We start from the raw sequence: 21,554 nt of genomic DNA, 5'->3' as shown, positions 1-21,554 counted from the left end.
TCCCTCAGGCGGGCAGAACCCAGCGCTGCAGCGCCAGCGCGATGCCGTCTTCGTTGTGATCGGCGGTCACCAGGTCGGCATGGGCCTGGACATGAGTGGCGGCATTGCCCATGGCGACCGCCAACCCCACCTGCTCGAACATGCTGATGTCGTTGTTGTTGTCCCCAAACGCCACCACGTTTTCCATCGCTATCCCCTCGCTTTCTGCCCACAGGGCCAGCCGGTTGCCCTTGCTGCAGCCGGGTTGTACCAGCTCCACCGCATAGGGCGCAGCCCAGTCACGGGTAAAGGGCATGGCCTCGACCACTTCCCCCATGAACCGATGCAGGCGGGCAGGCTCCTGGTTGAACAGCTCCAGTTTCCAGATGGGATTTTTCAGCCAGATTGCCAGATCGTCTGCGGGCAGCAGAGAGATCTTGAGATGATCCGGCTGATTGGCCGACCAATGGCGCATCCGGGTGATGTGATCCTCACAGCCGATATAGCCGATCCCTTCGCTCAGGTGAAACAGGGCGCCCATCTGCTGCGCCTCGACCTGGGCCAACAGCTCGGTGAGCGGGACTACCGCCAGCGGATCCCCCGCCAGGATCTTCTCCTGCACCGGATCATAGAGGTAGGCGCCATTGCTGCAGATGATGGGGGTGTCGAGGGCCAGCTCGTGATGGAAGGGACGGGCCGTCATGAAGTGGCGCCCCGTCACCAGCAGCACCTTGATGCCGTGGGCGCGGGCCTGGGCCAAGGCGGCCCGGGTGGCGGACGAGATCTTGTGATCCCGGGTCAGCAGAGTACCGTCCATATCCAACGCAATGGCCTGAAAACGACTCATATCACCTCCAAAGACTGAGCATCGCGGGGCGCATGATGGAGCAAGGGAGCGCCGGGCGATCGGGTAAGCGAAGCAAAGAGCCATACCGTCCCAGACCCACCGGCAGGATGCAAGCCCTGTCAGCCGTCGAGCGCCCAATCTGTGATCTGACTGCGATGCAGGGCGAGCGCTTTCCCTGCTCTGGCCGCCACTCAAGTCGGCTCTGCGCAGCTCGCCGGGCGCTGGTGGCGATCGGCCCGCTTGCGCAGACCATAGAAACCGACGGCACAGAGCAGACCAGAGATAGCAGCTAGATAGAAGGGCCACTCGGTGCCCGCCAGCAGCACCAGACTACCCACCAGCACAGCCAGGATCTCGCTGCCCACCGCCAGCCCGCGATAGAGCCCCATCGCCTGCCCCTGCTGCTCGGCATGGCTGCGGTTGGAGACCGCCACCGAGGTCGCCAGCTCCCCCAGGCTCATGCCGATGCCGGTGGGGATAAAGGTGAGTGCCAGCCCCCACCAGTGGCCGGGCAGCACGAACATCAGCATGCCCGCCGCCATCACCAGATGACCGACTACCCCCAGGCTGCTGCCGCGCCAATGGCGAGCCAGGCGGGAGCCCAGCCAGGATCCCAGCATCATGGGCACGCTCACCAGCACGGCGGCCTGCGCCAGCTGCACCGGATCCCAGGCCAGCCGCTCCACCAGCCAGACGTTGAAGTAGGTGAAATAGAGCTGCACCGCGCCGTAGCTGAGCAGGGTCAGCACGAAGTAGGGCAGCAGCGCCGGTTGCAGCAGCAGCTGGCGGGAAGAGAGGGCAGGTGCCGGCTGCTCACTGCGGGCCGCCGCCGGCCGATTGGGCAGCAGCCAGAGCACCAGCAGCAGGTTGACCAGAGTCATGGCCACCGCCAGCCAGGCCGCCAGGCTGTAATCACCGGACATCACGGCGGCATAGCCGCCGATCATGGGACCCACCACCCAGCCCAGGTTCATGCCTATGTTGATCCAGGCGAAGCTGCGCGCCTTGGTTTTGGCGGTGCTCATATCGGCCGCCATGGCCTGCACGATGGCGATGTCACCGTTGAAGAAGCCCTCCACCACCCGGCTCAGCAACAGCAGTGGCAAGGAACGCCAGGCGATCCCCAGCGCCATCAGGGCATAGCCCACCAGCACACCCACCAGACAAAGGGTCAGCACCGGCTTGCGGCCATGACGATCGGAGAGCTTGCCGAGCCAGGGAGCCCCTACCAGCTGAAACAGCGGATAGAGTCCCATGATGACCCCCAGCCACACCTTGCGGCTCCAGTCCGACGCTTCCGGCGTCAGCATGCCCTGGGCCGGATCCAGCAACAGCGGCGCCAGCACCGGAGACGGCAGGCTGAAGCCCGCCACCGCCAAGGTCACCGTCATCACCAATACCCACAAGGTGGCCTGTCCCTTGATTCTTTCCATGTTAGCCTCATTAAATAAAGTAATCAGTTTATTTATGTTGCCCAGTGAACTGGATTAAGTAAAGCGAACTGTTGATTTAAAAAATACCTCTCCCCATAATGGGTACCTGCACGCCAGCACCGAAAGCCCCTCTGGCGCGCCTGCCGATAACGAGAGCCACCGAATGAATGCCAGCACCGACAAGATACTGTTTCTGCTCAAGAGCCACGGGCCCCAGAGCGCCGCCGAGCTGGGGGAGCAGTTGCAGATGACCTCCATGGGGGCCCGCCAGCACCTGATGACGCTGGAGGCCGACGGCTGGGTGAGCTTCAACGACGAGGCCCGCGGGCGCGGTCGACCGGTACGGTTGTGGCATCTGACCGAGCAGGCCTGGCAACGCTTCCCCGACAGCCACAGCGAACTGACGCTGCAACTTATCGACAACATCCAGCAGCTGTTTGGCGAGGTGGGCATGGAGCGGTTGATCGCCCAGCGGGAGCAACAGCAGCTGGCTCGCTATCAGGCCGAGCTGACCCAGCCGGCGCTAGCCGACAGGCTGGCGGCACTGACGGCGCAGCGCACGCGAGAGGGCTATATGGCGGATTTTCGCCAGGAGGAGGATGGCAGCTGGCTGCTGTGGGAGAGCCACTGCCCCATCTGCGCGGCGGCGCGGGCCTGCCGGGGTTTTTGTCGCAGCGAGCTGGAGATGTTTCGCCGCTTGCTGGCGCCGGCCGGAGTGGAACGGGAGCAGTATCTGCTGGAGGGGGATCACCGCTGTCTCTATCGCATCAGGCCGCAGCCCTGATCCGCAAACGCCAGAAACAACAAAGCAGGCGCCGGGATGCCTGCTTTGTTGCCTTCGGGGAGGGGATGCTCTCGTTCCAGCCCGTCGTTTCCCGATAAGGTGAGACGGCTGATGGGGTTGTTGACCCGGTAAGGTCCTTCACCACAGAGACCGGGTTGGGTTTCTGTCTTGCCACCGGAAGATGTAACCATGGTATCCCTGCCGGCCCGGTGAGTGGTTGCGAAGTAGCGTGTATTTTCAGTTGTTTTTGCAATAGTTCACCCTTAATCTAGGAAAAGTGAATTAGTAATTGCAACGAGGAACGGAGAATGCTGAAACTTGATCGCATAGACAGGCATATTCTGGAGTTGATGCAGGAGAATGGCCGCATCAGCAACCTGGAGCTGGCCGAGCTGGTCGGGCTCTCCCCCTCCCCCTGCTCCCGCCGGGTCAAGGCGCTGGAGGATGCCGGTCTCATCGATACCCACGTGACCCTGCTCAACGCCCGCCAGCTGGGGCTCACCCTCACCGCTTATATTCATATCTCCATGGACAGGCACACCCCGGAACGGTTCGAGAATTTCGACAAGGCCATCAAGGATCTGCCAGAGGTGCTCGAATGCGACCTCATCACCGGCAACGACGCCGACTACCAGCTCAAGGTGGTGGTGCGCGACATGGAACATTATCAGCACTTCCTGCTGGACAAGCTGACCCACATTCCGGGGGTGACCGGGGTGCGCTCCAGCTTCGTGCTGCGTCGCATCAAGCACAAGACGGCGCTGCCGCTCAATCATCTGGGGTAGGGTCTGATGGCAGAGCGGCACGCCCTCTCTGCCATCACGACAAAACCGATAACAACAAAAAGAGGAGGCCTGGGCCTCCTCTTTTTCATTTTTGCTTGCTCGATGGCGCGTCCGTCAGACCGCAACTTGGCTGACATCCTGCACCTGCAGCAGCCAGCCGGCCTGCTCCTGCTGGGGCTCACCGCTCACCCGCAGCCGCTCGCCTGTGGATACCCACTGCCCCTCGGGCAGGGAAACCAGCAGACTCTCGCTGCCGTTATCGAACAGCCAGCGATCTTCGCCCAGCGACTCGATCAGATAACCTTCCATCTCCACTCTGGACTCGGCTTGCCAGGATGGCGCAACGGAATCACGGCTCTCGATGAAATCCCCCTGAACACCAAAACTGGCTAGCCCCCACAGAATGGAGAGTCCGACCAAGGATGTTTGCATCTTGTCTCTCCTCTTTTGGAACTGTGGGGCCAGTATGGGAATAGAAAACTGAGCGCACCATGAACAAGATGGCAAAGTGCCGACGGGATCGCGAAAAAAACCGGCCAACGGGCCGGCTATGTCATTTTATGGCGTCTGGATCACACTATTTGGCGGCTTCCTCTGCCATCCGCGCGGCTCTTGGCTTATTCGTCCACATGGCGACACCGCGATGATCCGCACAGATCCCCTCTTCGATCACGGCCCGGACCCGGGTACCGTCCTTGCAGATCGCCTGCCAGGCATCGGCATCGTCGATGGCCATCGAAGGAGCATGGGAGCCGGAACTACAGGCGGTCAGCAACAGGGCAAACAGGGGCAACAGGATTTTCATGGGGTGGCTCCTCAGGCTGTATGGGTCGGCCGCTCTCAGCGCCCCAGTTGCGTCGAGATGCGATCGCAAAGCTGCTTGAGCTGAGCCAGTTCAGCATCGGCCAGATCCACCTGATTGCGCAAGTTGTCCGCCAGGCAGCACGCTTTGACCTCCTGCTGCAACTGGCGCCCCGCCTCGGTCAGGCAGATACATTTTTGCCGCTCATCCTCGCTGGAGACGGTGCGGGTCAGCCAGCCCTTGCTCTCCAGCCGCTTGACGATGGGGGTCAGGGTGCCCGCATCCAGCCCAGTCTCCTGGCCAATCTCCTTGAGACTGACCTCATCCCGCGCCCACAGCGATAGCATCACCAAGTACTGGGTATAGGTGAGATCCAGCCGGTCCAGCAGCGGCCGATAGGCACGCATCACGGCATTGGAGGCACTGTAGAGGGCAAAACAGACCTGCTTTTTCAATTCACTCATGAGGCACCTCGCTGACGACTGGGGCCAGTATACCCCATGAAAATCGGGGGTCGAATAATTTGCACACAAAATAGTTGTCAGCCAGCGCTTTCGGGATTAGTCTGAACTTAGCTTGCACACAAAACAAATCAGAGCCAAGACATGAAGACACTCTATCGCACTCAAGCCATCGCCCAGGCGGGCCGCAACGGCGAGGTTCACACCCTGGACAACAGCCTGCAACTGGCGCTGGCCCTGCCGACCGCCCTCGGCGGCAACGGCAAGGGCAACAACCCGGAGCAACTGCTGGCCGCTGGTTACGCTGCCTGCTTCTCCAACGCGCTGATCCACGTGGCCCAAAAACTCGGCACGCCTCTCTCCAGCGCCCCCGTCACGGCTGGGGTCGAGTTGCTGGCCCTGGCCGATGGCCGCTTCAACTTCGCCATCACGCTGGACGTGGCGCTCGCCGCAGCGCAGCCTGAGCAGACGGCGCAGGCCGAGCAGATAGTGCGGCTGGCCCACCAGACCTGCCCCTTCTCCAACGCCATGCGGGGCAATGTCGTCACCCAACTGTTGCTCAATGGCACCCCGCTGGAGGAGATAGCATGAATCAGTCCAGCCTCAACGTCATGGGAAGCACCCTGATGGCCACCCACGGGTTGCCAAACACCATCGAACTGGAGAAAACACAATGAATCAGCTCAGCCATCAAATCCAGCTGCTGCGTCGCCCGGTCGGTATGCCCAGCCAAGCCGACTTCACCCTGCTCGAGGTCACCCTGCCCGAGTTGCAGGAAGGGGAGGTGCGGGTCACCAACCAGTGGCTGTCGGTAGATCCTTATATGCGCGGTCGGATGAGCGACGCCAAGAGCTACGTGCCCCCCTTCCCCCTCAACGGCCCGCTCGATGGCGGCGCCATCGGCACAGTGCAGGCCTCGCGCCACCCGGACTTTGCGGTGGGCGATCGGGTAAGCAGCATGCTGGGCTGGCGCGACAGCTTTGTCGCCAAGGCCGATCAGCTGACCCGCCTGCCCGACACCCGGCTGCCACCCCAGCGCTTCCTCGGCGCCCTCGGCATGCCGGGTATGACCGCCTGGGTCGGTCTCAACCGCATCGCCAAACTGCAGGCCGGTGAAACCGTGTTGGTGTCGGCCGCTTCCGGCGCCGTCGGCTCCATGGTGGTACAGCTCGCCAAGCGAGCGGGGGCCCGTGTCATCGGCTCCACCGGCTCGGCCGACAAGGTCGCCTATCTCAAGACGCTCGGTGCTGACGAGGTGATCAACTACCGCGAAATCCAGGATCTCGATGCCGAGCTGGCGCGGCTTGCCCCGGAGGGCGTCCACGTCTACTTCGAGAACGTGGGGGGCGCCATGCTGGACGCGGCCCTCAACAACATGGCGGTGCACGGTCGCATCGTGATGTGCGGCCTCATCGAGCAGTACAACAGCAAGGGCGAGGCGAGCGGCCCGCGCAATCTCTCCCAGATGATCCGCAAGCGCCTCACCATGCAGGGGTTGATCGTGTTCGAACACTGGCAGCACTACGGCGAGTTTCTGGCAGAGGTGACCCCGGCCTTCGACGCCGGAGCACTGCAGGCCGAAGAGACCGTCTATGAAGGGCTGGCCAGCATGCCGCAGGCTTTCATCGGTCTGTTCGAGGGGCGCAACACCGGCAAGATGCTGGTCAAGCTGGACTGAGTCACCGGATGGGAACATCACGCCGCAGGCGACTTGCATGACGGGCCCATCCGCCCTAAGGTGGGCCCGTTTTTTATGGTGCAATCCCGTTTCGGCAAGGAGCTTTTCTTATGTCTACTCCCTACCCCCGCGTCGGTGTCGGCGTGATCCTCACCAACCGCGAGGGCCTGGTGCTGCTTGGCAAGCGCAAGGGCAGCCACGCCCCCTACTGGTCCATCGCCGGCGGCCATCTGGAGTTGGGAGAGAGTTTCGAGTCGGCGGCGATCCGGGAGGTGGCCGAGGAGACGGGCTTTCGGATCAGCAATCCCAGCGTCATCGCCGTCACCAACAATCTGGAGACCTGGCGCGAGAGCGGGCTGCACTACATCTCTGTTACCCTGCTGGCCGAAGTGGAAGGCGAGCCGCAACTGCTGGAGCCGGAAAAATGCGAGGGCTGGGTCTGGTGCGACCCCCGCAACCTGCCAGAACCCCACTTCGATGCCAGCCGCCAATCGATAGCCTGCTGGCTGGCTGGTTGCTGTTATTTGCCACAACCGGACCTGCCGACAGAGTGACCATCGCCGACAGGCTGACAGGGCGCGGCTACCTGCCAGCAGCCCCCTGATTTGTCATAAAAAAGTCACCGCTTTGTCATATCATCCCAACCGGGTCTATGAGGACAACGAGGGAGTGACCAGGTGGGACAGGTATTCATTCAATTTTTGTGGTTGGGCTGTATCAGCTTCGGCGGGCCCGCCGCTCATATCGGCTATTTCCAGCGCACCTTCGTCGAGCGACTGGGCTGGCTGAGTCAGGCCGAATTCGCCCAGTTGCTGGCACTGTGTCAGTTGTTGCCGGGCCCCGCCTCCAGCCAGCTCGGCTTCGCCATCGGCCGCCAACGGGCGGGTCTGGCCGGGGCACTGGCCGCCTTTATCGGCTTTACCCTCCCCTCCTTCCTGCTGTTGCTGGCCGCCGCCATCGGGGTGGGACAACTGACCGCCAATGTCTGGCTGGATGCCGCCCTGCACGGCCTCAAGCTGCTGGCGCTGGTGGTGGTCGCGGATGCGGTACTCACCATGAGCCGCCAGTTCTGCAAGACGGCGCTGTCACAGGGGATCATGGTGGCGACCGCCGCCGCGCTCTGGTGGCAACCCGGACTCTTGACCCAGCTCGTCATGCTGGCGGGGGCCGCCCTGCTCTGTGCCCGCATCGGGGTGCCGCAGACCACGACACCTGCTCAGCCAACGCATCTGCGCCAGCCCAACTGGCCCACCCTGCTGCTGTTTGCCCTGCTGTTTGTCGGCCTGCCGCTGCTGGCCACTGATCCCGCCAGCCAGCTGGTCGCCGACTTCTACCGGGCGGGCAGCCTGGTGTTTGGCGGCGGCCACGTAGTGCTGCCCCTGCTGGCCGAGAGCGTGGGTCACAGTCTCAGCCAGCAGCAGTTTCTGACCGGCTACAGCCTGGCCCAGTTGGTCCCCGGCCCCATGTTCACCCTGGCCACCTACCTCGGAGCCCAGCTGCTGCCGGCCACCCCGTTTGGCGGTGCCCTGCTGGCGACCCTGGCACTGTTCCTGCCCGGCTTTCTGCTGTTGTGGGCCCTGGGACCCTGCTGGCAGAGCTGGCTGGCCCGCCCCCGGCTGGCAGGGGCCGTGACCGGCATCAACGCCGCCGTAGTGGGTCTGCTGCTGGCAGCCCTCTATCAGCCGGTGTGGCAGAGCGCGGTACAGGTGCCGACCGATCTGGCGCTGACTGCCATCGGCTTCTATCTGTTGCGAGTCTTGAAGCTGCCCATACTGGTGGTTGCCGCTCTGCTGGTGGGGGCCGCCATGCTGCTGGCTTGAACCAGATGCCGGGCTATGCGCCATAAAAAACGGCGCCTCTGTTGGCAGGGGCGCCGTTTTGTCATGTTCAAGCTGGTCGCTCAGGCGTCGGGATCGAAATCCAGACTCAGGCTGTTGACGCAGTAACGCTGGCCGGTCTCGGTGGGTCCGTCGGGAAAGACGTGCCCCAGGTGGGAGCCGCACTGACTGCAGGTGATCTCCACCCGTTTCATGCCGTGGCTGCTGTCCTCTGTGTAGGTCACTGTGCCCTCGATGGCCCGATCGAACGAAGGCCAGCCGCAGCCGGAGTCAAACTTGGCATCCGAATGAAACAGCACGCTCTTGCAACAGACGCAGAGATAGTCGCCGCTCTTGCGGTTGTGGAGCAGGGCGCCGCTGTAAGGCTGCTCGGTGCCTTTCTCCCAGCAGACCCGAAACTGTTCCGCACTCAGCTTGTTGCGCCACTGCTCAGGATTGTTGTTGCTCATACCGACTCCTTGCCATTTATCACGGCGCTCAGCATACCCAGTCAGGCCGCTTAGCTCTACCCCGCCAGCGGGAACTGTGATCCGGTTGGCAACACGGCAGCAACATCCGGCATGGCAGCGACACCCTCTTCGGCCAGCGCCACCGCGCTCAGGGCGACCCGCTCCAGCAACTTGAGGGAGTGGGCCCGGCCAACCGCCACCTGACGCTTGATGTCATCGGGCAGGAACGGCAGGCCGTCGTTGGTGGCCGTATCTATGGTCTGGATCCACTCCAGCCCCTCCCCCGGCGGCGGCAGGCGGAACTGGATGTCGTAGTCGCTGGCGTTGAACAGCACGTACCAGCGCTCTCCCTCGCACAGCTGCATGCCGATATCCATGGCAAACGCCTGCCCCATGGGCGCGTGCCAATCCTGATCGGTGAGCTGATGACCATCCGGGTGATACCAGTTGACCTGATGGCAGCTGGTGGGCGCCCCGTTCCAGCTGTCGTCGCTCAGCTGCAGATTGGCGAAGACGGTCGATTCCGCCCGCAGCGCCATCATCTGCTGGGTGAAGGCGAGCAGCCGCTCGTCTTCCGGCCGCCACTGCCAGTTGACCCAGCTGATCTGGTTGTCCTGACAGTAGGCATTGTTGTTGCCCAGCTGGCTGCGGCCCATTTCGTCCCCGGCCAGGAAGTGCGGTGTGCCCTGGGAGAGCAACAGGGTGGCGATCAGGTTGCGCTTCTGCTGCTGGCGCAGATTGTTCACTCTGGGATCCAGCGTCGGCCCTTCCACCCCATGGTTGTGGGAGAGGTTGTTGCCGTGACCGTCCCGGTTGTCCTCGCCATTGGCCTGGTTGTGACGCTGGTTGTAGGAGACCAGATCCTCCAGGGTGAAGCCGTCGTGATAGCAGAGGTAGTTGACGCTGGTGTGGGGCGCACGCCAGTTCTTGGGGAAGAGATCCCGCGATCCCACCAGCCGGGTGGCAAAATCCCCCATCTTGCCGGCATCACCGCGCCAGAAGGCGCGCACCGTATCTCGATAGCGGTCGTTGATCTCCAGCCACTGGCTCGGGAACTGGCCGAGCCGATAGCCGAACGGTCCTATGTCCCAGGGCTCGGCGATGAGCTTGACCCGTGCCAGCACGGGATCCGCCATCATGGCCTTGAAGAAGGCCCCCATGGGATCGAACTCGCCCGCCTCCCGCGCCAGGGTCACCGCCAGATCGAAGCGGAAACCGTCCACCTGCATCTCGGTCACCCAGTAGCGCAGCGCATCCAGCACCAGCCGCAGGCTGTTGGGGTGATCCAGGTTGACGCTGTTGCCACAGCCGGTGACGTTGGCGTGGCGGCCGTAGTCGGGTCCGTGGGCGCCCGCCTCGAAGGCGTAGTAACCGGCGTTGTCGAACCCCTTGAACGACAGCATGGGGCCGTCAAAACCGGATTCGGCTGTGTGGTTGTAGACCACGTCCAGTATCACCTCGAGCCCTGCCCTGTGCAGCTCGCGCACCATGGTCTTGAACTCGGTCACCGCTTCCCCCGCACCGTAGCGCGGCTCGGGGGCGAAGAAGGCGATGGGGTTGTAGCCCCAGTAGTTGGTGAGACCCAGCTGCTCCAGCCTGGGCTCGGACATGAAGGCCGCCACCGGCATCAGCTGCACCGAAGTGATGCCGAGGGACTTCAGATGCTCGAGGATGAGCGGGTGACAGATGCCAAGGTAAGTGCCGCGCAGCTCGCTCGGCACCCCCTGATGCTGGCGGGTAAAGCCCTTGACGTGGGTTTCATAGATGACGGTGCGCTCTGACGGGATACCCGGCTTGCCTATTCCCTGCCAGTCGAAGGCGTCATCCACCACCACAGACTTGGCCACCATGGCTGCACTGTCGCCCTCATACAGCGTGTCGTCCCAATGGGTCGCCCGGCTGAGCGCCTTGGCATAAGGGTCGATCAGCAGCTTTTGCGGATCAAACAGCATTCCTTCCTGGGGGGTGCCATGCACCCGATAGCCGTAACGCTGACCGGCCTTGACGTCGCGCACATAGCCGAAGCGATATTGGCCGCGGCGGCCGGGCAGCACCAGCCGGGCCAGCTCCTGCTCCTGCTCGTCGAACAGGCAGAGCTCCACCTTGTCCGATTGCGGGGCCCAGACACAGAAGTGACAACCCGTCTCATCGAGCAGGGCACCCAGCGGGTGGTCCTGTCCCTTTTCCATTGCAAACATCAAGACTCCTGTTTGATGAACAAGGTCGCGAGCGGCGGCAGATCCAGCACTATGCTGTGCCCCATCCCCTGCCAAGGGGTCGGCTCGGCGACGAAGACCAGACCCACATCATAGTTGCTGCCCCAGTAATGCTCGCTGTCGGTATTGAGCACGACCCGGTAGTGACCGGCGGCCGGCACGCCGAGTCGATAGGCGATGCGCGGCACCGGGGTGAAGTTGCAGGCCACCATGACAGGGTGGGCCCCCTGCTTGTCGGCCCGCAGCCAGGCGAAGATGCTGTTGTCGGCATCGTTGTGATCCAGCCAGCGGAAACCGGTCTGATCATAATCGGCCTGGTACAAGGCAGGCTCATGACGGTAGAGGTGATTGAGATCGCGGATCAGCCGCTGCTGACCGCCGTGCTTGGGATACTGCAGCAGGTGCCAGGGCAGCTGGGCATCGTGATTCCACTCGTTGCTCTGGGCGATCTCGGTCCCCATGAAGTTGAGTTTCTTGCCCGGGTGGGCATACATGAAGCCCATGTAGGCACGGAGGTTGGCCGCCTGCTGCCACTCGTCACCCGGCATCTTGTAGAGCATGGAGTGCTTGCCGTGCACCACCTCGTCGTGGGAGAGCGACAGGATGAAGTTCTCGTCATAGTGATACACCATGGAAAACGTCATGTCGTTGTGGTGATAGCGGCGGTGGATCGGCTCTTTCTGCATGTAGGTGAGGGTGTCGTGCATCCAGCCCATATTCCACTTGAAGCCAAAGCCGAGGCCACCGAGGAAAGTAGGACGAGACACGCCGGCAAAGGCGGTGGACTCTTCGGCGATGGTCATGGCGTGGGGGTACTTGCCGTACACCTCTTCGTTGGTCCACTTCAGCAGGCTGATCGCCTCGTAGTTGTGGTTGCCGCCGTCGACATTCGGCACCCACTCGCCGGCGTTGCGCGAATAATCCAGATAGAGCATGGAGGCAACCGCATCCACCCGCAGGCCGTCGATATGGAACTTGTCGAGCCAGAACAGGGCGCTGGCAACCAGGAACTGGCGCACCGTATTGCGGCCGAAGTCGTAGATGTAGGAGTTCCAGTCCGGGTGCCAGCCACGGCGAGGATCTTCGTACTCATAGAGCGGTGTGCCGTCGAAGCGAGCCAGACCGTGGGCATCGGACGGGAAGTGGGCGGGTACCCAATCCAGAATGATCCCAATGCCGGCCTGGTGGCACTGATCGACGAAATATTTGAAGTCGTCGGCGCTGCCGTAACGGCTGGTGGGGGAGAACATGCCCACCGGCTGATAGCCCCAGGAGCCGCTGAACGGGTGCTCGGAGACCGGCAGCAGCTCTATGTGGGTGTACTCCATCTCCTTGATGTAGGCCACCAGATCCACCGCCAGCTCGCGCCAGCTCAGGCTGTCACCGTTGGGGTGACGCTTCCAGGAGCCGACGTGCAGCTCGTAGATGGAGAGCGGCTGATCCCGCTTGTCATTCTGCTGACTCTCGCGCCAGGCGGCATCCTGCCACTGGTACTGCTCGTGGTCGTAGACCACGGAGGCAAACGACGGATACTGCTCGCAATAGAAACCGACCGGATCGCTTTTGTGGGGTAGCCGATGCCCGGCCGGATCTTTCAGTTCAAACTTGTAGCGATCCCCGGCCTTGAGGCCCGGCACGAACAGCACCCAGTGACCACACTGGCTGCGCTGCATGGGGTGACGACGGCCATCCCAGAAGTTGAAATCGCCGATCAGGCTCACCGCGGTGGCACTCGGCGCATAGACGGCAAAGCGTACCCCTGCCACCCGCACGCCAAGGTGCTCCACGCTGCGCAGTTGCGCGCCGAGCGTGTGGTAGATGTTTTCCGGCTGGGAGGTCAGTTCTGCCAGACCGACCCAACCCGCATCCTGAAACTGGTAAGGGTCGACAAACTCGGTGTTGGCATCGGGATAGTCGGCAAGCAACTGGTAGGGAAAGGGATTCTTGCGGCGGGTGAAAACAGTTTCAAAAAGGCCCGATTCATCGGAGGGCGCCAGGGTGGCAACGATTTTGCCCGACTTGAGATCCCTGACGCGCACCTCGAGGGCATCCGGCAACCAGGCGGTCAGTTTGAGGCCAGGCCCATCCGGGTTGGCCTGCAGGCCTAAATGAGAGAAGGGATCGGCACAGCGGGCAGCAACCAAACGTTCAACGAGCATCGAGATTTCCTTTCATAGCTGAGCATCCGCTCCGGCCAGGGCCGAAGCGGATGTAAGTGAGTCACGTTTTGTCGGCAGTGGCTCAACGACTGGCCTCATCACGGGCCTGGCTCATCTTGCCTGCCAGTACCTTGAGCGCTTCATTGGCAAAAATATCCTCCAGATCGGTGGACAGCTTGCGACGCCAGTTGGGGTATTCATAACTGGTGCCCGGCACGTTGACCGGCTTGTCCATCTCCAGCCAGTCTTCCAGCTGGGTGCTGAACAGGGCACAACTGCCGCGGGACATATGCAGTTGCAGCCCATGGTTGAGCTCGGTGTTCATGCCGACCCAGTTCACGTCATGACTGACACTGTCAGAGATAACCCCATGAGCGTGCAGGCTGTCGAGGATCCGCTGTTTTGCCTGGTGGCGATCAGCATACAGGGTCTTGAGCACGTCTTCATCCGGATACAATCCCAGCTCGCGGCCCAGCGCCAGATCATCGCAATGCCAGAAGCCCTTGAGGGTCGGCATGTCGTGGGTGGTCAGGGCCGACATCGCCTGCTCGGTGTAGTGAGCAGGGGAGATGAAGCCGCCATCGGCCTTGGAGCGCTCGAAGAAGAACACCTTGTAGGAGTGAACCCCGTTCTCTTTCAAGGTGACGTCTATGCCTTCCGGCACAGTCCCCAGATCTTCACCGATCAGCAGGCACTGATTGCGGTGGGATTCGAGCGCCAGGATCCCCAGCAGATCGTTGACCGGGTAATAGATGTAGGCCCCCTTGGCGGCAGACTCTCCGGGCGGCACCCACCACAGGCGCAACAAGGCCATCACGTGGTCGATGCGCAGCGCACCGCAGGAGCGCATGTTGGCGCGGAACAGATCCACCATCGGCTGGTAGGCCGCCTCGAACAGCTGGTTCGGGTTCATGGGGGGCAAGCCCCAGTTCTGGCCGAGCGGGCCCAGAATATCGGGCGGCGCACCGACCGAGGCTTTCGGGCAGTAGAGATCCCGGTTGGCCCAGATCTCGGTGGAGCCTTCGGAGACGCCCACCGCCAGATCCCGATAGATCCCCATCACCATGCCGGCCGTCTTGGCTCGGGCATCGGCTTGCGCCAGCTGCTCATCGGCCAAGAACTGCAGGTAGAGATAGAAGTTCACGTCTTGCTGATGCGCGGCAACCCAGGTGGCCACCTCGGGGTTGTGATAATCGCGGTACGCATCGGGCCATACCGGCCAGCCCCAGGCGTTTTCACCCTTGCCATAAAAATGAGCCTGCAGGGCATCGAAGGCCGCCTGCTGTTGCAGACTGTCGCCACCGGCCGCCACGAAGGCATCGATGCCGGCCTGGCGCTCGGCACTGAAGCTGGCCTGGTCGAACACCTGACGCAGCATGCCGATCTTGGTCTCGATGACGCCGGTGTAATCCACGTTGCTCTTGGCACGCAGCTCGGCCAGGTGCTGCTGGAACGCCGGATTGGCTACCTCCGCCTTGAGCCGCTCGTTGGCCAGAAACTCGGGCACAACTTCCACGTTGATGTAAGCCACATTGAGCCAGCGACGGGAAGAGGGGCTGTAAGGGCTGGCACTCTCGGGGTTGGCCGGGTAGAGGGCATGAATGGGGTTCAGGCCGACGAAGTGGGCGCCCCAGGCGGCCGCTTTCTCAACCAGCTGGCCGAGATCGCTGAAATCACCTATGCCCCAGTTGTGACGGCTGCGCAGGCAGTAAAGCTGCACGCTCGGGCCCCACACCTTGCGGCCTTCGGCAATGGGGGCCTGTTTGTAGCACGCCTTGGGAGCGACGATGAGACGCATGCTGGCGAGCGGCTCGTCGTTGCCCTCCTCCAGCAGGGTCAGCTGGTGATAACCCAGTTCAGGCTGCACAGCCAGCGCCACGCGATAGGCCTGGCACTCCATCTCTTCGAACTCGGCGACGCCGACCAGCTCACCCTCGATAGGGGTGAGCTGGCCAGACAGCACAGTCCCCTGCTCCAGCACGAGCTGCCAGGTGAGGGCGTCATTGACGAAATCGATGGGCAGGCGAACGTCGAGGGTGATTGGCTCACCGCTGCGGACCACCATCACGGGATCCAGCGCGCGCAACCAGTGCTGGCGATGCTCCTGCTCCAGCTGCTCGGTCAGGGCGGCCTCGTCATCGACGCGGTAACCCATGGCGCCCAGCATGGCGGCCTTGCTCTCTTCGGATACTTGGGCCGGGTGGCCCCAGGCATCAACATACTCACTGGCGATGCCTTTGGCGGCAGCCAGCTGTTCAATCAGGGTGGTCATAGTTTGAGAATTCCCGCTGTGGATTCTATCTATACTATTTTGATTAATTTTTATGGGTGGTACTTGAACAGTGGCTCTTTGGCCATGCTAAACCGCGCACATTTTTACACATCTGCCTGACTGGTTGTGTGACCGAACAGGCACTATTGTTGATATCTGTGACACGAACCAGCCGATGACATTTTCGACAAAAGTTGGTAGTCAGTTACATAAACCGAAAATAAATTTCACAGTTTTTCATGATATAGCGCAATTTCAGACAGATTGTTGGTTGACTCACGGGGGAGTTCTAGTAAATTTACAAACGGAATTTTCTTTGACTACTGAACAGTTAGGTAACCAAATATGACTATCAAAGTAGGTATTAACGGTTTTGGCCGCATCGGCCGTTTCGTCTTCCGTCTGGCTGCTGAGCGTGCTGACATCGAAGTGGTTGGTATCAACGACCTGATCGACGTTGACTACATGGCTTACATGCTGAAGTACGACTCCACTCACGGCCGCTTCAAGGGCACCGTTGAAGTCAAAGACGGCAACCTGGTTGTCAACGGCAAAACCGTACGTGTTACCGCTGAACGCGACCCGGCAAACCTGAAGTGGGATGCCATCGGTGTTGACGTTGTTGCCGAAGCCACCGGTCTGTTCCTGGACGACGCGACTGCTCGCAAGCACATCGCTGCCGGCGCCAAGAAAGTTGTTCTGACTGGCCCGTCCAAAGACGCTACCCCTATGTTCGTCATGGGTGTTAACGACGCGACCTACGCTGGCCAGGACATCGTTTCCAACGCTTCCTGCACCACCAACTGCCTGGCCCCGATCGCCAAGGTTCTGAACGATACCTTCGGTATCGAATCCGGCCTGATGACCACCGTCCATGCTACCACTGCTACCCAGAAGACCGTCGATGGTCCGTCTGCCAAAGACTGGCGCGGTGGCCGCGGTGCGGCTCAGAACATCATCCCGTCCTCTACCGGTGCTGCCAAGGCTGTTGGCGTTGTTATCCCGGAGCTGAACGGCAAACTGACCGGTATGGCTTTCCGCGTACCGACTCCGGACGTGTCTGTTGTTGACCTGACCGTCAACCTGAAGAAAGCCGCTACCTACGCTGAAATCTGTGCAGCCATGAAAGCAGCCTCCGAAGGCTCCATGAAAGGCGTGCTTGGCTACACCGAAGATCAAGTGGTTTCCACTGACTTCCTGGGCGAGCGTCAGACTTCCGTGTTCGATGCCAAAGCCGGTATCGCACTGAACGACAAGTTCGTTAAAGTTGTATCCTGGTACGACAACGAAATGGGCTACTCCAGCAAAGTTCTGGACCTGATCGCTCACATCTCCAAGTAATTTGGGATGCGCAATCAAGTAGCTTGAAAAAGGCGGCCATTGGCCGCCTTTTTGTATTCTGGATCGTGGATTTTCCGACCCTCTCTTCTGAATGTGCGCGAGCACAGGAGTCCTCATGCAACCGACACGCTCTCTGACTGCCCACTGTACCCTCAGCCACAATGCGGCTGGTCAGCCCCTGCTCTCCATCGACAATGGCGATGCCAAGGCGGAGATCAGCCTGTTTGGCGCCCACGTGCTGCGCTACCAGCGCCACGGCGAACCCGCCTCGATCTGGCTCAGCGACAAGGCCGTGCTGGATGGCAGCAAGCCCATCCGCGGCGGCATTCCCATCTGCTGGCCCTGGTTCGGCCCGGCCCCCGCCCGTGTCGGCAGCGGCAAACCGTCCCACGGTTTCGCCCGCACCAGCCTCTGGACTCTGGACGGAGTCTCCGATCACGGCGATGGCACGCTCGTCCATCTGTCTCTGCGTGACAACGAGGCGACCCGCACCCTCTGGCCTCACCCTTTCGAGCTGGAGCTGGACGTCCTGGTCGGCAAGGAGCTCTCGCTGGTACTGACCACCCGCAACACGGGCAAGGCCCCCATCGTCTATAACGCAGCCCTGCACACCTATCTGCAGATTAGCGCCCCGGAAGCCGTCAGCGTGACCGGACTGGGCGAGCCTTACGCCGACAAGCTGACCGGCCAGGATGCTCAGCAACAGGGTGCTCTGACACTCACAGCGGCGATTGATCGGGTCTACCACCAACCCGAGGCCATGATCCGGGTTCAGGATGGCGATCGCACCACTCAGGTGGTCAGCGGCAATCATGACAGCATTGTGGTCTGGACCCCCTGGCTGGAAGGCGCCACCGCCATGGCCGACATGAGCAACGACGGCTACCGCACCATGCTCTGCGTCGAAGCGGCCATCACGGCCGAGGCTGGTGTAGTCATAGCGCCGGATGAGGAGCACAGCCTCTCTACCGTGATCCTCTGATCTGCACGGCACCCATAACGCAAGAGGGCACCCAACGGGTGCCCTCTTCACTTCTCATGCCCCAATAGATCAGGCATTGCCCTGAGTCTTGAGCCTGAGCTCGGCGGCAAAGTCCAGCATGCGATCCAGCGGGATCAGCGCCTTCACCCGCAGGGCTTCATCCACCAGGATCTCGTGACGCTCGGCGCCATCGGTCAACGCCTCCTTGATCGCCACCAGGCCGTTCATCGCCATCCAGGGACAGTGGGCGCAGCTGCGGCAGGTGGCGCCATCACCACCGGTTGGTGCCTCGACCATCTCCTTGTCCGGACAAGCCTGCTGCATCTTGTAGAAGATGCCGCGATCGGTCGCCACTATCAGCTTCTGCTGAGGCAGCTCTTTGGCCGCCTTGATCAGCTGACTGGTGGAACCCACCGCATCGGCCAGTTCGATGACGGAAGCCGGGGATTCCGGGTGCACCAGCACGGCCGCATCCGGATTCTGCTCCTTGAGTTCGCGCAGGGCACGGGCCTTGAACTCGTCATGGACGATGCAGTGACCCTGCCAGCGCAGCATCTGGGCCCCCGTCTTCTTCTCGATATAGGCGCCCAGGTGCCTGTCCGGGCCCCAGATGATCTTGTGACCCTGGCTGTCGAGGTGCTCGACTATCTCAAGCGCGATGCTGGAGGTCACCACCCAGTCGGCCCGCGCCTTCACCGCCGCCGAGGTATTGGCGTAGACCACCACTATGTGGTCGGGGTGGGCATCGCAGAAGGCCGAGAATTTATCGATGGGGCAGCCCAGATCGAGGGAACACTCGGCCTCCAGGGTTGGCATCAGCACCCGTTTGTGAGGGCTCAGGATCTTGGAGGTCTCCCCCATGAAGCGCACCCCCGCCACTATCAGGGTCTGGGCGGCATGATCCCGACCGAAACGGGCCATCTCGAGGGAGTCACCGACGAAACCACCTGTGGCCTCGGCCAGGGCCTGGATCTCGGGATCCGTGTAGTAGTGCGCAACCAGCACGGCCTGACGCGCTTCAAGCAGTGCCTTGATGTCTGCGATCAGGGTCGTTTTCTGCTCGGCGGTCAGCGGGGCCGGTTTGACCGGGAACGGGTAGTCCATCTCGACCACCGGAGGGATATTGCTCAGTGCATTGCTCATTGCGACTGTTCCATCAAGGCTCGGAAAGGCAAAAATTATAACCAGAAGCTGGCCACAAACCCATCAACAAATCCTGTGGTACGCAAGTGTCCGAATATACTCAAGTAATTCGTTGTCATTCTTGCCAAAAGGAGCTTCCGAATGAAGCAACGCTCGCTCAAAACCAAGCTGCTGCTGCTCACCATGGGACTCTTCCTGTTCAGCGGCATCGCCATGACGCTGATACAGTCCTCCTCCCTGCAATCCTTGCGCAGCAACGTCATGGGCCAGACCCGCCAGGCGCTGGAACAGGAAGTCTCCCGCACCCTGCAGTTTCAAGCCGAGCGCTACGCGGTGCAGATCGCCGCCTTGCTGCAGCAGTCCTATCAGGTGCCACTGGGGATAGCTGCCCAGCTTGAGGGCAGCATGGTCCAGCCGGACCGTATGCTCTCCCGCCCCCAAATCGAGGCCCTGTTGGGCAGTCGCTTGCAACAGGCGAGCGGCATCAGCTCCATCTATGCCCAGTTTGAGCCCAATGGCTATGATGGCCAGGATGCCAGCTGGCAGGGTGGCGCCTCTCATTCAGTCCCCAACAAGGGCAGCCTGGAGGTTTACTTCGTTCGCGATCAGGGAGGTAAGGTCTCGCAACAGCAAGTGGATGCCACTGCCAGTGACGCCAAATACGATACCTCGGTCAACGAATTCGGCATTCGCAACAGCGAGTGGTACCTGTGTGGTCGCGATACCCGCCGGCCCTGTCTGATGGAACCCTACCTCTACGAAATCAGTCCGGGCAACAAGGTACTGATGACCAGCCTGACGGTTCCCCTCCTCAAAGAGGGCAAGTTCGTCGGGATCACGGGCGTCGACATGAATCTGCCCATCTTCCAGCAGCTGGCGGAAAGTCTGGGCAAAAGTCTGTATGACAATCAGGCCGACGTGACCCTGGTCAGCAAGCTGGGCCTCATCGTCGGCAGCAACCGTTATGCCGACAAGCTGGGTCGCCCGCTGACGGAGGCAGGGCTGACCGCGCCAACCGGACAAACGCTGGATACCGACACCGATTTCATCTTGCAGCAACCGGTGCGGATCGATGCGACCGATACCCAGTGGTGGCTGATGATCAAGGTACCCAAAAAGCTCGCACTGAGCCAGGCCAACACCATCAGCAACCAGCTGGGCGACCTGTTGCAAGCCGCCCAGCAACAACAACTGATTGCCGTCACCATCATCACCCTGCTGGCACTTGGGCTACTCATCTGGTTTATCCAGACCATCACAGCCCCGTTGTCGCTCATCAGCCGCCACGTCGCCCACCTCTCCAGCAACGAGGGAGACCTGACCCAGCAGGTGCAGGTAAATACTCATCAGGAGCTGATCGAACTGGGCGGCCAGATTAACGTCTTTCTCGGCAAGCTGCGCGGCATGGTGCAGGGCAGCAAGCAGATTGGACAGCAGGTGCGCCAACAGGCACAAGGGATGAAACAGACGGCCGATAGCATGCGCACCAGCCTGGATGAGCAGAGCATAGAACTGGAGAGCGTAGTCAGCGCCATGCATCAGATGAGCACTACTGCGGTCAGTGTGGCGGGCTATGCGGAGCGGGCCGCCCAGGAGTCGGAGGCCGCCACCCTTCACATCAACACAGCCCAGCAGACCCTGAGCCGCGCTCGCACCGAGATCCATACCCTGGTCGAGGACATGCACCAGGCCGACAAGGCAGTGGCGCAGGTGGCCCAGCGCAGCACCAATATCAGCCGTATTCTGGATGTGATCAGGGCCATCGCCGAGCAGACCAACCTGCTGGCGCTCAATGCGGCCATAGAGGCGGCGCGGGCGGGAGACATGGGACGAGGCTTTGCGGTGGTCGCAGACGAAGTACGGGCGCTCGCCACCAAGACCCGCGAGTCAACCGACGAGATAGGCCAGCTCATCGGCAGCCTGCAAACCGAGGTGAATAGCAGCCAGCAGCTGATGAGCACCGGCATCACCCGCTCGGCCAGTACGGTCGAGGGCACGGAGCAGGCCTTCGAAGCACTCAACCGGGTGGTCACCCAGATCCAGCAGATCCACGATCACATCAGCCAGGTCGCCACGGCAGCCGAGCAACAGAGTGCAGTCAGCGATACCATCAACCAAAACCTGATGCACATTGGGGATGCAGCCACCACCCTGGGGCAGGAGGCCAGTGCCAGCCATCGCCTGAGCGAGGAGCTGGAACAGGCCTCGGCCGCCCTGGCAATCCAGCTGGATCGTTTGAGAACCTGATGACAAACAGCCATAAAAAAAGCCCGCATCGTTGCGGGCTTTTCGATCTGGTGGTCGTTACTGGGATCGAACCAGTGACCCCCTCCTTGTAAGGGAGGTGCTCTCCCAGCTGAGCTAAACGACCTGGGATTCTTGAAA

Annotated in this window: 20 protein-coding genes and 1 tRNA gene; 9 read left to right on the top strand and 12 right to left on the bottom strand. The window is 61.6% G+C overall.

Annotated elements, in window-relative coordinates; all coding sequences use genetic code 11:
- Nucleotides 1-4: 4 nt before the first annotated feature.
- Both ACW5XD_RS17335 and ACW5XD_RS17330 read right to left on the bottom strand, forming a co-directional pair.
- A complete protein-coding gene (locus ACW5XD_RS17335) occupies nt 5-826 on the bottom strand; it encodes a Cof-type HAD-IIB family hydrolase (RefSeq protein ID WP_456495926.1) in 822 nt (273 codons plus the stop codon).
- A gap of 191 nt (nt 827-1,017) precedes the next feature.
- Complete coding sequence (locus tag ACW5XD_RS17330) at nt 1,018-2,259, bottom strand: MFS transporter (protein ID WP_456495925.1); 1,242 nt, start codon at nt 2,257-2,259, stop codon at nt 1,018-1,020.
- Between the two features lie 163 nt (nt 2,260-2,422).
- On the opposite strand from ACW5XD_RS17330, the gene ACW5XD_RS17325 reads away from it, so the two are divergent.
- Complete coding sequence (locus ACW5XD_RS17325) at nt 2,423-3,043, top strand: helix-turn-helix transcriptional regulator (protein WP_011707347.1); 621 nt, start codon at nt 2,423-2,425, stop codon at nt 3,041-3,043.
- On the opposite strand, the gene ACW5XD_RS17320 is transcribed toward ACW5XD_RS17325, so the two are convergent.
- Nucleotides 3,019-3,234: a hypothetical protein gene (locus ACW5XD_RS17320; RefSeq protein WP_123785047.1), complete on the bottom strand. Its 216-nt coding sequence runs from the start codon at nt 3,232-3,234 to the stop codon at nt 3,019-3,021. The genes ACW5XD_RS17325 and ACW5XD_RS17320 overlap by 25 nt on opposite strands.
- A gap of 117 nt (nt 3,235-3,351) precedes the next feature.
- Between ACW5XD_RS17320 and ACW5XD_RS17315 the strand changes: the two genes are divergently transcribed.
- The gene (locus tag ACW5XD_RS17315) at nt 3,352-3,828 is read left to right on the top strand and encodes an Lrp/AsnC family transcriptional regulator (protein ID WP_456495924.1); all 477 of its coding nucleotides are present in this window, start codon (nt 3,352-3,354) and stop codon (nt 3,826-3,828) included.
- 114 nt (nt 3,829-3,942) lie between these two features.
- On the opposite strand, the gene ACW5XD_RS17310 is transcribed toward ACW5XD_RS17315, so the two are convergent.
- From ACW5XD_RS17310 to ACW5XD_RS17300, 3 genes are all read right to left on the bottom strand, one after another.
- Nucleotides 3,943-4,260, bottom strand: coding sequence for a hypothetical protein (locus ACW5XD_RS17310; RefSeq protein ID WP_456495923.1), 318 nt, complete (start codon nt 4,258-4,260; stop codon nt 3,943-3,945).
- 145 nt (nt 4,261-4,405) lie between these two features.
- On the bottom strand, nt 4,406-4,633 hold the full coding sequence (locus ACW5XD_RS17305) for a hypothetical protein (protein WP_042865583.1): 228 nt from the start codon (nt 4,631-4,633) through the stop codon (nt 4,406-4,408).
- A 35-nt stretch (nt 4,634-4,668) separates the two neighbouring features.
- Nucleotides 4,669-5,094: a MarR family winged helix-turn-helix transcriptional regulator gene (locus ACW5XD_RS17300; RefSeq protein ID WP_456495922.1), complete on the bottom strand. Its 426-nt coding sequence runs from the start codon at nt 5,092-5,094 to the stop codon at nt 4,669-4,671.
- A gap of 141 nt (nt 5,095-5,235) precedes the next feature.
- On the opposite strand from ACW5XD_RS17300, the gene ACW5XD_RS17295 reads away from it, so the two are divergent.
- The 4 genes from ACW5XD_RS17295 to chrA all read left to right on the top strand — a co-directional run bounded on the left by ACW5XD_RS17295 (nt 5,236) and on the right by chrA (nt 8,589).
- Entirely contained in the window at nt 5,236-5,682 is a 447-nt protein-coding gene (locus ACW5XD_RS17295; RefSeq protein WP_456495921.1) for an organic hydroperoxide resistance protein, read from the top strand.
- A gap of 82 nt (nt 5,683-5,764) precedes the next feature.
- Nucleotides 5,765-6,769, top strand: coding sequence for an NADP-dependent oxidoreductase (locus ACW5XD_RS17290; RefSeq protein WP_456495920.1), 1,005 nt, complete (start codon nt 5,765-5,767; stop codon nt 6,767-6,769).
- Between the two features lie 110 nt (nt 6,770-6,879).
- Nucleotides 6,880-7,323, top strand: a complete 444-nt coding sequence (locus tag ACW5XD_RS17285) for a nucleotide triphosphate diphosphatase NUDT15 (RefSeq protein ID WP_456495919.1) — start codon at nt 6,880-6,882, stop codon at nt 7,321-7,323.
- 123 nt (nt 7,324-7,446) lie between these two features.
- Entirely contained in the window at nt 7,447-8,589 is a 1,143-nt protein-coding gene (gene chrA, locus ACW5XD_RS17280) for a chromate efflux transporter (RefSeq protein ID WP_456495918.1), read from the top strand.
- An 80-nt stretch (nt 8,590-8,669) separates the two neighbouring features.
- On the opposite strand, the gene msrB is transcribed toward chrA, so the two are convergent.
- From msrB to malQ, 4 genes are all read right to left on the bottom strand, one after another.
- Nucleotides 8,670-9,056 (bottom strand): peptide-methionine (R)-S-oxide reductase MsrB, encoded by a 387-nt coding sequence (gene msrB / locus ACW5XD_RS17275; RefSeq protein WP_058395907.1) that lies wholly within the window; start codon nt 9,054-9,056, stop codon nt 8,670-8,672.
- A gap of 56 nt (nt 9,057-9,112) precedes the next feature.
- Entirely contained in the window at nt 9,113-11,254 is a 2,142-nt protein-coding gene (glgX, locus tag ACW5XD_RS17270) for a glycogen debranching protein GlgX (RefSeq protein WP_456495917.1), read from the bottom strand.
- Nucleotides 11,254-13,431, bottom strand: coding sequence for a 1,4-alpha-glucan branching protein GlgB (gene glgB / locus ACW5XD_RS17265; RefSeq protein ID WP_456495916.1), 2,178 nt, complete (start codon nt 13,429-13,431; stop codon nt 11,254-11,256). The genes glgX and glgB overlap by 1 nt, the downstream gene beginning before the upstream one ends.
- 82 nt (nt 13,432-13,513) lie before the next feature.
- Complete coding sequence (malQ, locus tag ACW5XD_RS17260; protein WP_456495915.1) at nt 13,514-15,703, bottom strand: 4-alpha-glucanotransferase; 2,190 nt, start codon at nt 15,701-15,703, stop codon at nt 13,514-13,516.
- Between the two features lie 345 nt (nt 15,704-16,048).
- On the opposite strand from malQ, the gene gap reads away from it, so the two are divergent.
- Both gap and ACW5XD_RS17250 read left to right on the top strand, forming a co-directional pair.
- The gene (gene gap / locus ACW5XD_RS17255) at nt 16,049-17,044 is read left to right on the top strand and encodes a type I glyceraldehyde-3-phosphate dehydrogenase (protein ID WP_043138590.1); all 996 of its coding nucleotides are present in this window, start codon (nt 16,049-16,051) and stop codon (nt 17,042-17,044) included.
- Nucleotides 17,045-17,159: 115 nt separating this feature from the next.
- Nucleotides 17,160-18,026: a D-hexose-6-phosphate mutarotase gene (locus ACW5XD_RS17250; RefSeq protein WP_456495914.1), complete on the top strand. Its 867-nt coding sequence runs from the start codon at nt 17,160-17,162 to the stop codon at nt 18,024-18,026.
- Between the two features lie 69 nt (nt 18,027-18,095).
- Here the strand turns inward: ACW5XD_RS17250 and nadA are convergent, their stop codons facing one another.
- A complete protein-coding gene (gene nadA / locus ACW5XD_RS17245; protein ID WP_043138584.1) occupies nt 18,096-19,169 on the bottom strand; it encodes a quinolinate synthase NadA in 1,074 nt (357 codons plus the stop codon).
- Nucleotides 19,170-19,310: 141 nt separating this feature from the next.
- On the opposite strand from nadA, the gene ACW5XD_RS17240 reads away from it, so the two are divergent.
- On the top strand, nt 19,311-21,416 hold the full coding sequence (locus tag ACW5XD_RS17240) for a methyl-accepting chemotaxis protein (protein WP_456495913.1): 2,106 nt from the start codon (nt 19,311-19,313) through the stop codon (nt 21,414-21,416).
- Nucleotides 21,417-21,464: 48 nt separating this feature from the next.
- Here the strand turns inward: ACW5XD_RS17240 and ACW5XD_RS17235 are convergent.
- Nucleotides 21,465-21,540: transfer RNA gene (locus ACW5XD_RS17235), tRNA-Val, on the bottom strand.
- Between the last annotated feature and the right edge of the window lie 14 nt (nt 21,541-21,554).

The organism is Aeromonas enterica, assembly GCF_054052465.1.
Note: the sequence above shows the minus strand (reverse complement) of the source record. Positions and strands in the feature narration are given on the sequence as shown.

Excerpts from the sequence above, each read along its gene's own strand:
- ACW5XD_RS17310 (WP_456495923.1), bottom strand. The coding sequence starts at position 4,260 with ATGCAAACATCCTTGGTCGGACTCTCCATTCTGTGGGGGCTAGCCAGT.
- ACW5XD_RS17335 (WP_456495926.1), bottom strand. The coding sequence starts at position 826 with ATGAGTCGTTTTCAGGCCATTGCGTTGGATATGGACGGTACTCTGCTG.
- ACW5XD_RS17300 (WP_456495922.1), bottom strand. The coding sequence starts at position 5,094 with ATGAGTGAATTGAAAAAGCAGGTCTGTTTTGCCCTCTACAGTGCCTCC.
- ACW5XD_RS17325 (WP_011707347.1), top strand. The coding sequence starts at position 2,423 with ATGAATGCCAGCACCGACAAGATACTGTTTCTGCTCAAGAGCCACGGG.
- ACW5XD_RS17315 (WP_456495924.1), top strand. The coding sequence starts at position 3,352 with ATGCTGAAACTTGATCGCATAGACAGGCATATTCTGGAGTTGATGCAG.
- gap (WP_043138590.1), top strand. The coding sequence starts at position 16,049 with ATGACTATCAAAGTAGGTATTAACGGTTTTGGCCGCATCGGCCGTTTC.
- ACW5XD_RS17240 (WP_456495913.1), top strand. The coding sequence starts at position 19,311 with ATGAAGCAACGCTCGCTCAAAACCAAGCTGCTGCTGCTCACCATGGGA.
- malQ (WP_456495915.1), bottom strand. The coding sequence starts at position 15,703 with ATGACCACCCTGATTGAACAGCTGGCTGCCGCCAAAGGCATCGCCAGT.
- glgX (WP_456495917.1), bottom strand. The coding sequence starts at position 11,254 with ATGTTTGCAATGGAAAAGGGACAGGACCACCCGCTGGGTGCCCTGCTC.
- ACW5XD_RS17250 (WP_456495914.1), top strand. The coding sequence starts at position 17,160 with ATGCAACCGACACGCTCTCTGACTGCCCACTGTACCCTCAGCCACAAT.
- ACW5XD_RS17320 (WP_123785047.1), bottom strand. The coding sequence starts at position 3,234 with ATGGTTACATCTTCCGGTGGCAAGACAGAAACCCAACCCGGTCTCTGT.
- ACW5XD_RS17290 (WP_456495920.1), top strand. The coding sequence starts at position 5,765 with ATGAATCAGCTCAGCCATCAAATCCAGCTGCTGCGTCGCCCGGTCGGT.
- nadA (WP_043138584.1), bottom strand. The coding sequence starts at position 19,169 with ATGAGCAATGCACTGAGCAATATCCCTCCGGTGGTCGAGATGGACTAC.
- ACW5XD_RS17285 (WP_456495919.1), top strand. The coding sequence starts at position 6,880 with ATGTCTACTCCCTACCCCCGCGTCGGTGTCGGCGTGATCCTCACCAAC.
- ACW5XD_RS17330 (WP_456495925.1), bottom strand. The coding sequence starts at position 2,259 with ATGGAAAGAATCAAGGGACAGGCCACCTTGTGGGTATTGGTGATGACG.
- ACW5XD_RS17305 (WP_042865583.1), bottom strand. The coding sequence starts at position 4,633 with ATGAAAATCCTGTTGCCCCTGTTTGCCCTGTTGCTGACCGCCTGTAGT.
- msrB (WP_058395907.1), bottom strand. The coding sequence starts at position 9,056 with ATGAGCAACAACAATCCTGAGCAGTGGCGCAACAAGCTGAGTGCGGAA.
- glgB (WP_456495916.1), bottom strand. The coding sequence starts at position 13,431 with ATGCTCGTTGAACGTTTGGTTGCTGCCCGCTGTGCCGATCCCTTCTCT.
- ACW5XD_RS17295 (WP_456495921.1), top strand. The coding sequence starts at position 5,236 with ATGAAGACACTCTATCGCACTCAAGCCATCGCCCAGGCGGGCCGCAAC.